General features: G+C 39.7%; 8 protein-coding genes and 3 pseudogenes. 1 reads left to right on the top strand and 10 read right to left on the bottom strand.

All coding sequences use genetic code 11. The annotated features are described in order from the left end of the window. Positions 1-878 (bottom strand): annotated as a pseudogene (locus AX662_RS10040) (transposase); the annotation flags it as partial. Between AX662_RS10040 and AX662_RS10035 the strand changes: the two are divergent. Further along, positions 870-1352 (top strand): annotated as a pseudogene (locus AX662_RS10035) (transposase); the annotation flags it as partial. The pseudogenes AX662_RS10040 and AX662_RS10035 sit on opposite strands and share 9 nt — an antisense overlap. A gap of 353 nt (positions 1353-1705) precedes the next feature. On the opposite strand, the gene AX662_RS10025 reads toward AX662_RS10035, so the two are convergent. The 9 genes and pseudogenes from AX662_RS10025 to AX662_RS09985 all read right to left on the bottom strand — a co-directional run bounded on the left by AX662_RS10025 (position 1706) and on the right by AX662_RS09985 (position 11623). Continuing rightward, a complete protein-coding gene (locus tag AX662_RS10025; protein ID WP_022496545.1) occupies positions 1706-2068 on the bottom strand; it encodes a PTS glucitol/sorbitol transporter subunit IIA in 363 nt (120 codons plus the stop codon). Between the two features lie 94 nt (positions 2069-2162). Next, entirely contained in the window at positions 2163-3143 is a 981-nt protein-coding gene (gene srlE, locus AX662_RS10020; RefSeq protein WP_022496544.1) for a PTS glucitol/sorbitol transporter subunit IIB, read from the bottom strand. Between the two features lie 16 nt (positions 3144-3159). After that, on the bottom strand, positions 3160-3702 hold the full coding sequence (gene srlA / locus AX662_RS10015; RefSeq protein ID WP_022496543.1) for a PTS glucitol/sorbitol transporter subunit IIC: 543 nt from the start codon (positions 3700-3702) through the stop codon (positions 3160-3162). Beyond that, positions 3699-4196: a transcriptional regulator GutM gene (locus tag AX662_RS10010; RefSeq protein ID WP_022496542.1), complete on the bottom strand. Its 498-nt coding sequence runs from the start codon at positions 4194-4196 to the stop codon at positions 3699-3701. Before AX662_RS10010 ends, srlA begins: the two co-directional genes overlap by 4 nt. After that, positions 4196-6023 (bottom strand): annotated as a pseudogene (locus tag AX662_RS10005) (BglG family transcription antiterminator). The gene AX662_RS10010 and the pseudogene AX662_RS10005 overlap by 1 nt, the downstream one beginning before the upstream one ends. A 62-nt stretch (positions 6024-6085) precedes the next feature. Then, positions 6086-6886, bottom strand: a complete 801-nt coding sequence (locus tag AX662_RS10000; protein ID WP_022496540.1) for an SDR family oxidoreductase — start codon at positions 6884-6886, stop codon at positions 6086-6088. Positions 6887-7070: 184 nt separating this feature from the next. After that, positions 7071-8420: a glucose-6-phosphate isomerase gene (locus AX662_RS09995; RefSeq protein ID WP_022496539.1), complete on the bottom strand. Its 1350-nt coding sequence runs from the start codon at positions 8418-8420 to the stop codon at positions 7071-7073. 103 nt (positions 8421-8523) lie between these two features. Beyond that, on the bottom strand, positions 8524-9339 hold the full coding sequence (locus AX662_RS09990) for an endonuclease/exonuclease/phosphatase family protein (protein ID WP_037600399.1): 816 nt from the start codon (positions 9337-9339) through the stop codon (positions 8524-8526). A gap of 97 nt (positions 9340-9436) precedes the next feature. Then, positions 9437-11623, bottom strand: coding sequence for a PTS transporter subunit IIBC (locus tag AX662_RS09985; protein WP_049529337.1), 2187 nt, complete (start codon positions 11621-11623; stop codon positions 9437-9439). Positions 11624-11766: the final 143 nt, after the last annotated feature.

Raw genomic sequence — 11766 nt, 5'->3', positions numbered from 1 at the left:
GTGGTTTGGTTGAAGTCACTTGCGATTGTCTTTTCCGTTTCTCATAGAAGTCTGCTATATGACAAGGATTGGTGTAGCCAGCTGAAGCTATGTTATGAATGCACTTAAAGAGAACCTTTATGGCATAGGGATTCCCACGTTTGGTGATATGTTCCTTTGCTAGAAAGTCCCCAGATTCATAGTGGCTGAGGTCAATGCTGATCAAAGCATTGATTTGATTGGCAGAATGAAATTGACGAATGTCACCAAGTTCGCCAATAATACTTGTCGCTGTGGTTTCAGTGATTCCAGGAATAGAGAGAAGAATCTCGTATTCTGGCAAAGGTTGAGCCAAAGTTACCATCTCCTCTAAAACGCCTTGTCTATATTCAGAAAGCCTAAGTAACTCCCCTGCATAGTATTTGATCTCTTCCATCATTGGAGAGGTTTTCTTGACCTCACAATAAGACTGATTAGCTAGTTTTGTAAGCTTATCTACTAAGTAAGTCACACGTTTTTCAGAGATGCGTTTTGCCGTAGACTGACGGATGATAGCTGTTAATTCGGCGTCATCTAACTCCAGTACAAAACTATTACATGGAAAAGTCATGACCAAGTTCCAATATTGTTCCCACAGTTGGTGAAGATAAGATGTTTTACAATTCAGGAAAAGAGACCTGTAGAACCTTGTGCAGACGATTTTTAGCGCAGAAAATATCCCCAGTAAGATTCTGATAGAAATGGCTGAGGTCGCGTAATTCTTGATAAAGCACTTCTTGGACATAGCTTGGTTTACGATTGAGGATGAACTGAGACGTAGCTAGTTTTTCAGCGTCAATCTTATCTGTTTTACGTACTCGTAAGCTATCTAGTTGTTTTTGTGATTCTAAGGGCTTGAGCAGATTATCAGTCAGGCTTACCCATTAGCTAAACAACAACGTTGCTTGATTCATATTAGTCGAAATCTGGCTAGTAGGGTGAAACGATCTGATCGAGCGGTTATTCTGGGGTAATTTAAAATGATTTATCGTGCTGAAAATTTAGAAATGGCAGTACAAGCTTTAGAGGACTTTATCGCCGAATGGAAACCAAAGTATAGGAAAGTCACGGAAAGCCTGGAGAAAACGGATAATCTTTTAACTTTTTTTCAGTTTCCCTATCAAATTTGGCACAGCATTTATTCGACAAACCTCATTGAGTCTCTTAACAAAGAAATCAAACGTCAAACGAAAAAGAAGGTTCTTTTTCCTAACGAGGAGGCTCTGGAACGTTACTTAGTTACTTTGTTTGAAGATTATAATTTCAAGCAAAGTCAACGAATCCATAAAGGGTTTGGACAATGTTCTGACACACTTGAAAGCTTATTTGATTAGCACTCTATAACTCTACTTGAGTGTTTACACAAAATTATTGACAGTATCATAAAGTCGAAATCAACCTCTGATTCCAATTGGCGAAGAAAGTGATCTTCTGGGACCAATTCGTCTATCGTATAGAAGCCATATTGGCAGCGATGATAATCAGGTTTTTCTTTGTGAAACATAGCTAGCACCTCACAACTTTTCTTACCTCTATTATACAACTTTACAAAAAGAAAAGCCCTTAGAAAAGTGTCTTCTAAGGACTTTGTCTTCAATCCGAACCTCCCCTAAGGGAGGCTGCGTTTAGTTTTAGGCTGCTGCTTTGATAGTTTACAGGATTTGATTTTCTATCCTACTTGAGCTACTTAGAAAATCTGAATGGTAGAACCTTTCTCAATTACTACTGCTTGGTCTGCTGCAACATGGAGAGTGCCCGGCAGACTGCCCTCTTTTGAACCATCAAAAGAAATAGTGATATGGCCCAGTCCAGTTAAATTTTTTTCTACTACATTTCCCACGGCAGTAATCGAATATTCCTGATTATCTACCACCAGCTTGCCGCCTTCTAGTATTGAACCTAGCAGATTTTTGTTATCAATCTTAAAACAATACTCTGCTAAGTCTCCCGGAGCTTCTTCTCCAAATAAAATGAGCATATTAGCGTCTTGAATCATATTCTGAGCTTCAGGTCCCACTTGAATTACTTTAGCTTCAAAAATTTTCTTCATCTAATTCCGATCCATCCTTTCTCTAATCTTTCATGTTCCTAATAGATAAGTTTAAGATACTATTTTTTATATGTGTGCACAACCTAACCATGCTCTACTGATAAAGACCAATACTAGCGACCCAAGCTACTAAGACCCGAGGAACACCATTGAGAAAACGTGAATAGAGAACAGAAGGGACACCAACCTCAACAGTTTCAGCTTTCGCCTCAGATAGCCCAAGTGCTACAGGAATGAAATCACAGCCATTTTGAGTGTTGATAGCAAATATAGCTGGCAGAGCCATTTGAGGCGGAATATTTCCTTTTCCGATTTCGACTCCAATTAAGGTTCCGATAATCTGACTGATAACAGCTCCAGGGCCCAACAAAGGAGATAAGAATGGCAAGGAACAGATAAAGCCAATCAAAATGAGTCCCCAAATGTTCCCAGCTAGAGGAACCATTAGTTTTGCCAGCCAATTTCCAACACCAGAACCCTGAATAACCCCAATTAGTAAAGAAACAAAGGCCATGAAAGGAATAATAGTATTGAGCATTGTTTGGATGGCTTCACGAGCAGCCTGGTTGAAAGTCGCAACAACCTTACCAGCCCCCATCCCAATTCTTGCTACAATACTTGTTTCTGCTTTTTGTTCTGTGATTTTTTTACTAGTATCGTAAGTTGGTTTTTCAGTAACCACCGTTGTCGCTTTTTCATCTTCATTAGCAGCGGAAATTTGATCAAGACCAACTGCTGATACATAGATTTCCTCTGTAATATACTGAGCTAGAGGTCCGCTTTTACCTGTAGCGACAATATTGATCGTCGGAATCCCCTTCTTAGGATAGATTCCACAGCGAAGAGTTCCGCCACAATCTACAATTGCCAAAGCAATTTCCTCATCAGGAATAGATGTTTTAAATCCATTAACAGCTTCCATACCTGTCAAATCAGCAATTTTATCCACAATATCTGGCTTTTCTCCGCCGCCAGTGATATAGATAAATTTATGCTTTGCCTCACTAGGAGTAATGACCAAAGGTCCTCCGAAACCGCCATTTCCTTTAACAACTTTTATACTCTTATATGACATAAATTCACTCTTTCTATCAATCAAATGTTTTACTCAAGGTAACCCCTTGCTGTTTCGCAACATAAGCAGTTGTAAAATCTGTTACCCAGCCACCTACAAAGTTCATGACAATCCCAACAAGCATGTAACGAATGGCTAAGTCCATTTGACTCAAGCCTAAAGTTTGAATCCCTGTCGCGATTCCCATCCATACAAACAATTCCCCAGGATTGATATGCGGAAATACACCATTTGAAGTGTGGCAGAACTGCATCTGAGCTGCTACAAAACTAGGTTTATAATATTCTGGTAAAAAACGTCCCATACTGATTGACATCGGGTTCCCCAGCATAAAGGCTGAAATGAAAGGTAAAATCATATACCGGCTAACAGGATTTTTGGCAGAAATCTTAGCCAGGGAATTGACCTTCTCTTCTCCCAAGAAAGCGATAAGGGTATTCATTGCAATCAATAGCATTAGGACAAGCGGTACAATATTTGTCATCCAGCTAATAAAGGTTTCTCCACCTAATTGGAAGAGTTTCATAAAATTCTCTGCAAATTTTGTAATGTGATTCATAAGGAACCCCTTTTCTTATTTTTTTTTAATAACTGTTTAATAGATAATTGTAAGTAATTCGCATAAAAGCCAAATCCCAAAAAAGAATCAGATGAACTTGTCTCTTTCTCAATACCTGCCTCATGCAAAAGATAGACTTTTCTAGCATCTTCTATGGCTGATTGCATCAACTTATTTTCTTTTCTCACAAGAGGATTATACTTGTCAAAATAATGGATGTCTTCTCCAACATAATCGTCCATATTTTGAAAACGCGCTAAGATTGTGACTCCTTGCATTTTGCTAGCTTTAAGAACCCGACCGTTTTCATCAACCGCGAACATGACAATCGTACCGGATTTGATTCTTCCGGACTTCCTGCCAATCGCTACGCGACCCAGTTTTCGGAGCATCGTATAGGTCTTATTGAAGTCTTTGAGTTGCTGCCAGCCGAGGAACATTTGAAATATATAAGCTGCCATTACAAATACGGCGAAAATTATTAGCGAATTCATTAAAATACTCCTTTGCTCTTAGAAAATGATAGAAACTCTGTCTCTGTTTCTACCGATCTCAATGCCTCTTTCAGAGAAGGCTCTCCTGCAATTCTAAAAATATCATCATACAATTCCAGTAATTCACTTTCCATTTTTGTTTCAATTTCTGAGGGAATGGCGACTAGAAAGATAAATTCAATCCATTCATCTCCTTTTTGATAAGGCTCTTCTAGTTTTCCAAACATTAAAATAGTCTTTGCATAACCCTGGTTAATTGTATGGGGGAAGGCAATTCCTCCACCAAAAATGGTTGATTGCTTTTTCTCCCTATCAATTATCCGTTCTATAAAACCTTTATCAATCATCTGAAGTTTCCCTAACTCTGCAACCATATTTAGCAAGTATTGCTGATAGGTTTTTTGGGGGCTTAATCGAAGAAAGCGTAAGCTAACTGTTTCTAGATTTTTTTTGATGAAAAGCATTGGCTTTCTGCCATTCTTCCTGCAGCCATTGATCATCAAAAAGATGATTAACTTGAATGACTGGAGATTTAGAATCTTTATATTTTAGAGGAACTGTCGTAAAAATCGCGAAATAGTCCTGATTCAATTCCACATTAAAATCCTCTTCAGAATACTGAGTAATGTCTACATCATTTCCAAGGACTCGTCTGAGTTGCTGAATAATCATCGCAGCGGTTCCTCTTCCTGTTGTGCAAACTACAGCTATCTGCTTGCGAGAACCCTTAACAGCAGAATTTTGCTTTCTTAAAATCATTTCAAAATACAAAGCCAGATATCCGATTTCAGATAATTCCAATTCTGAACCCAAAATTGCAGATAGTTCTTCTCCAGCAATTTTCGCCATTTCAAAAGCAAAAGGATATTGAGTTTGAACCTCGCCATGAAATATATCATTAGCTTGCACATGGAAAATCAGTCGATTGATTAAAGCGCCTAGATGAGACTTTATTTCTTCAAATAATTCTTCATCATCAAAGTGAACCAACATTGTTTCTTTGACTTTCTTGACAATCCCTTGAAAAATGTTTGCAACCTGTTCAGATTGATAAGACGGCTTGCTTAAAGTGTCAATAAAACGGACATTAAACGGAAAACACAAAAAGTCTATTTCAAACTGACTGAGGGAAATCTTATAAGTCATCTCAATATGATAGATTAATTTCTCAGCCAAAGGTGTCTCTGTTAAATCATTCTTATAATAAGGAATAGGACAATTCAACACCTTAGATGTATGAATACGTTCCACCATAATTGAAATGGTCTTTCGAAGGAGTTCCTGTGTTTCTTTAGGGATTTTATAGTCCTGGACTAGCGTCTCCAGAAAAGAAGAGGTTGCCTCAGTGAGTGTCCTTTCTTCAAAGTAAGGAGCCACTTGGTGAATATAGAGCAAGCGCAAATTCAGCTCGCTCCCCAAGACCTCCAGCCCACGGTTGGGCTTTCCTGAAATAGTAATAGAGTAACTCTCTGCCAAAGATTTTACTTGTTTTAAATCCTTATTAAGGGTACTTCTACTAACACCTACTTCCTCAGCCAAGTCGTCAATAAGAAGAGGGGAGGTTGACTCAATTAAACGTTTTAGCAAATAGGCAATTCTTTTACTGGAAGAATTGAAGTCACTCTCCTGTTTTAAACTACCAGATAAAATCCTTTCCAACTCTGTATAGTCATACACTTCCAACATTAACAGATCATCTTGTGAGATAATCTGGATATTAGGAGCCAAAACATCATTTAATTGTTGGATACTCTTTTGCAAGGTTTGCAAACTAATATCCAGTTCTGAGCGCATATCTACCAAGGAATAAGTTGGCTGCGAAACCATTTTGTCTAAAATATTATACCATCGATTTACTAAGGTCAACTCTCTTCCCCACCTTCATTGTTTTATCCGCGAGTTTTACCTCCGGCAATATTTGTAGTGACACCTGTTATATAGCTAGAACGGTCTGAAATATAGAACGCTACAAGATCAGCTACTTCACGTAGTTTCCCACTCCGTCCCAATGGAGTCGTTGAGGTTGAAGCATAACCAGCTCGAATATCTTCTACCGTCTTTCCACGGGTATAAGCAAGAGCTTCCTCATAAGAAAGAGTTCGAAGTCCCGTAGCTTCCATAATTCCTGGAGCAATTCCAACCACACGTACACCATGCTTACCAAGCTCTTTCGCCCATGAACGAGTGTAACTATAGACTGCTGCTTTTGTTGCAGCATAGGCACTTTGTCCTTCAGAACCTTCCAAGCCTGCTTCTGAAGCCATGTTCACAATTACACCTTTTCCATTTTTCACTAAAATACGTCCTACTGCCTGACTAACCAAATACAAACCTTTTTGATTAATCATTGTTATTTTTTCGAACGTCTCATCGTCCAACTCGTAAGGACCTTTAGGATTTTCTGCATCGATTAATAATCTAGGTACATTAATCCCCGCATTATTGACTACCGCATCAATATTGCCAAATCTTTCAACTATTTTAGCGACTCCTGCTTCTACTTCAGAGCGAGAAGTTACATCAACTTTTACAAATAATAGATTCGGGTGACGCAAATCGTTGTCGCTAAGATCAAAATTCGCTACATTGACTCCTAATTCCAACAATTCTTCGACTATTGCCTTACCAATCCCAGATGACGCACCCGTCACAAGAACTGTTTTGCCTTTAATGTCTAACCAATCATTCATTTTGATACCTCTCAAATTTTATTTACAAGGCAATTATACAGCGCTTTCATAAAAGAATTAAGACACTCTTTTTTACACTGTTCAAAAAATTAATAAACTAATTAAGAGGCTTGTACTAAAAAATCCACTAGAAATGAACTTGTGGATCTTTTTATATTCTAAATGAACTCAAAGCATATGAGAATCAAAGACGTGCATTCAACTCAGCACCAAGCTCTTCAAAGCCTGGTTTACCAAGCAAGGCAAACATATTCTTCTTGTATGCTTCCACACCTGGTTGGTCAAATGGATTGATACCATTCAGGTAGCCAGAAAGAGCAATAGCTAACTCAAAGAAGTAAATAGTATAGCCCAAAGTGAACTCATCTTGCTCAGGCAGGGTCACAAACATATTTGGCACTCCGCCGTCTGTATGAGCTAACAGCACTCCATCTGTTGCTTTCTTATTGACAAAGTCAACATCTTTTCCTTGCAGATAGCCAAGGCCATCCAAGTCTTCTGCTAATTCAGGAATCAACACATTTTTGCGAGGCTTATCTACACGAATAACTGTTTCAAAGAGGATACGAGTTCCTTCTTGAATAAATTGCCCCAAAGAGTGCAGGTCTGTTGAGAAGTTCGCTGAAGTTGGGTAAATACCTTTTTGGTCTTTACCTTCTGACTCACCAGCCAATTGCTTCCACCATTCTGAGAAGTATTGCAATGATGGTTCGTAGTTAGCTAGAACTTCTGTCAGATAACCTTTACGGTACAAGATATTGCGTACAACTGCATATTGATATGCTTCATTTTCAGCCAACTTATCAGAAGCATAAGCCTTGCGAGCAGCATTTGCTCCTTCCATCAACTTGCTGATATCAGCCCCTGCAGCTGCGATTGGCAAGAGTCCCACTGCTGTCAATACTGTAAAACGACCACCAACACTATCAGGCACTACAAAAGTATCCCAGCCATTAGCATCTGCTTCAACCTTAACTGCACCTTTAGCGCGGTCTGTAGTTGCATAAATCCGTTTATTTGCTTCTTCCTGACCATACTTCTTAACCAAGAGTTCTTTGAAGACACGGAAAGCAATAGCAGGCTCTGTAGTTGTTCCTGACTTAGAAATAACGTTGACAGAGAAATCTTTGTCTGATACATAGTCTACCAAATCAGCCAAATAGCTTGATGAGATAGAGTTTCCAGCATAGAGGATTTGAGGTGCCTTACGTTCTTCCTTGCTTTGTAGATTTACAAAAGAATTATTCAAGAAATCAATCGCTGCACGTGCCCCTAAATAAGATCCTCCAATACCGATGACGATTAACACTTCACTATCAGATTGGATTTTAGCAGCCGCCTTTTGAATACGAGCAAATTCATCTTTATCATATTCTTCAGGCAGATTCAACCAGCCTGTCATTTCTGCTCCGGGACCTGTTCCGTTTCGTAGAGCATTATCTGCTGCTGTAACTTGTGCTTGCATGTATTCCACTTCATGTGGTGCAACAAATTTGTCTAATACTTTTGAATAATCAAATGTAATATGAGCCATTAGTTTCTCCTTTAAAAAAATCAATTCTACCCTTTATTCTACTCTTTTATTTATCTTTTGACAATACTTTTTACCCTTATTAGGTCAAGATAGGCTACAGTTACTATCTAAATGCAAGGTCTGCTTCAAGGCCATAGTGATCACTTACTAGAGGTTGATTGTTTCCATCAAAAATGACACTAAGGCGATTTACTGTCCACTCTTGGCTTGCAAAGACATAATCGATACGTAAAGGCTCTTCATTGCCCTTCCAGCCATCGATACCAGGTCCAACTGTATAGCTACCAGTTGTTTCTTTAGCTACTTCAAAACTATCTTGAAGATTGAGTGGGCTAGCCAAAATGGCTTGATAACCTTCGCGACCTGCTGGGTTGTTAAAGTCACCTGCTAGGATGAGTGGTTTTCCAATAGCTTTGAAACGTTCCTCAATACGTACCCACTCTTCTTGGAAACCTTTGTCCCACCATGAAAGGTGAACACTAGCAACAGCCACTTCTCGGCCATCTACAGTGGTTTCAGCAACTGCTACACGGCGTGTATGGTAGTCAGTTGGATCATCAACATCTGAAACCAAGATTTCGCTAGCTGTCAATGGTTGACGTGACAAGACGGCAACCCCTTCATTAAGGTGATCATAACCAATGTGATTATAAGCCCAAGTCCAATGGTATTGAAGACCTTCTTCAGCCAACTTTTCCACAAGAAGACGGACAAAGTGATCTTGGTGGATTGGTGTTGCTGATGGAAGTGCATGATAGTAATCATCCGTGTCTACAACAGAAGTCTCTATTTCTTGGTTAACTTCTTGGAAGCAAATAATATCATACTGAGCTTTAAGAATCTGTTCCTTTAAGGTTTGGAATTTCCCTTCTGCATCTTCTTCCATCCAACTGTGGGTATTTAAAGTTAGAAATTTCATAAGTTTATCCCTCTTCTGACTTGCATCTAGAAATGACATAGGGTCATTTACAAACAAAACAGCCCAAGGGCTGTCTGCTTGTTTATCGTTTAGCAAATTAAAGTTCTACTTTTGCAACTGGAGCGTTAGCAGCCAATTTACCTGTATGTTCTACTTTAACTGATTTGATTGCATCTACATTTGTAAAGACAACAACTGTAGATGTTTCACGACCTGCTTCACGGATAGCATCAAGGTTCGCTTCAACCAAGAGATCACCTGCAGCAACTGTTTGACCTTCAGTAACTTTAACGTCGAATGGTTTACCTTCAAGACTAACAGTGTCAAGTCCGATGTGAACCAAAACTTCAAGACCATTGTCTGTTACCAAACCAAGAGCGTGTTTAGTTGGGAAGATGCTTGTCACTTTACCAGCTACTGGTGAAACGATTTTACCGTTTTCTGGTTCTACAGCGAAACCGTCACCCATCATTTTTTGTGAGAATACTGGGTCTTTAACATCTTCGATGTTGATAACTTGACCATCAGCAACTGAATGTACTTCGTCAGTCACACCTTTGAAGGTAGCTTCTGCTTTTTGAACAGCAGTCATTTGACTTGGAAGTGTTTCAGGAATAACTTCACCTGAATCAAGAACGTCTTGAATATCAGATTTCAATACGTCTGCTTTAGGACCATAGATAGCTTGAACCCCTTGTCCTTTCATGACAAGACCCATAGCTCCTTCAGCTTTCCATTGTTCTTCAGTTCCGACTTTATCAGCATCTTTAACAGTAACACGGAGACGAGTCATACATGCGTCAACGTCGACGATGTTAGCACGTCCACCAAGAAGGTTGATGATGTTGATAACTTGTGAGCTTGCTGAGCTTGTTCCAGCACTTGCTGATCCAGCAGATTCTGATGGAGCATCATCACCTTGCTCATAGTTACCGTTACGTCCTGGTGTAGCGTAGTCAAATTTCTTAATCATGAAGTTCGCGATGAAGAACATGATAACACCAAAGAGTACAGTTACCCAAATGAAGTTAACGATATCCATCGCCAAACCAGCGTTAATAGCAAGTGGTGTACGTGTCAAGAACTCGATAGAACCGAATGAGTGAACACGAAGGTTAACGATATCAGCCATGGCAAAGGCACATCCTTGTACCAAAGCATAAACGATGTAAAGTGGAGTAGCCACGAACATGAACATGTACTCGATTGGCTCTGTTACCCCTGTCAAGAATGTTGCAAGTGCAGTTGCAGTCAACATCCCTTTGTATTGATGTTTTTTATCATCATCGACGTTACGGTAGATGGCTACGACGATACCCATCAAGATACCGAATGAACCGATCATTTGACCAACTTTAAAGCGGGCTGGTGTAACAGATTCAAGAAGGTGTTTGTATTGTTCTGGGTGTGCACCTTTAAGGTTTGCAAGGTCAGTAACCCAAGCAAGCCAGAGTGGGTCTTGACCCAATACTTCAGTACCTTTAGCGGCACCAGTCAATACGTGGTAAGTACCACCCAATTGAGTGTAGTTAATTGGGATAGTCAACATGTGGTGGAGACCAAATGGCAAGAGAAGACGTTCCAAAGTACCGAACAAGAACGGTGCCAAGATTGGAGCAGTTTCTTTTGAGTTGGCAATCCACATACCGAAGCCGTTGATTCCTGATTGGATAACTGGCCATACGATAGCAAGGACGATAGCTGCGATAGCTGAACGAAGAATAACTACGAATGGTACGAAGCGTTTACCATTGAAGAATGACAAAGCTTCTGGCAATTTACGGAAGTTATAGTATTTGTTGAAGGCAGTAGCTCCGATGAAACCAGAGATGATACCTACGAACACACCCATGTTGAGGGCTGGAGCTTCCAAAACACTGATGAAGTAATCAGATACCTTGATTGATTGACCAAAAATGGTGTGGACTGTAGCAGCCTTATCAGCAAGAATATCTGAAGTAACACCAAAGATTGAACCAGTCAAACGGTTAATCAAGATAAAGGCAAGACCTGCCGCAAAGGCACCGCCTGCACGTTCCTTAGCCCAGCTACCACCAATGGCAAGGGCGAACAAGATGTGAAGGTTACCGATAACCCCCCAACCAATCTGCTCAAGAAATCCACCAGTAATAACGAGCGGTGCCATGTTTGGATTAATCATGGCAACTGTTTTACCGAGTGAGATCATGAGACCTGCTGCTGGCATAACCGCGATAACAACCATGAGGGCTTTACCGAATTTTTGCCAGAACTCAAAGCCAAATTTTTCTTTTAGCTTATTCATTTCATTTCCTCCTACGTTTGATGCAAACGCTTGCATAACTTATGTAATTATTATAGCATCTTTTTAGGATTTGTAAAGCGTTTTCGTAAACTTTTTTTGAATTTTTTTACAAATTTAAAAAAAACCAGAAAAACAGGGGTTAC

This window comes from Streptococcus sp. CCH5-D3 (genome assembly GCF_001556435.1).
Taxonomy (GTDB): Bacteria; Bacillota; Bacilli; order Lactobacillales; family Streptococcaceae; genus Streptococcus.
The sequence above is the reverse complement of the archived record's forward strand: the minus strand, read 5'-3'. Positions and strand labels throughout refer to the sequence as shown.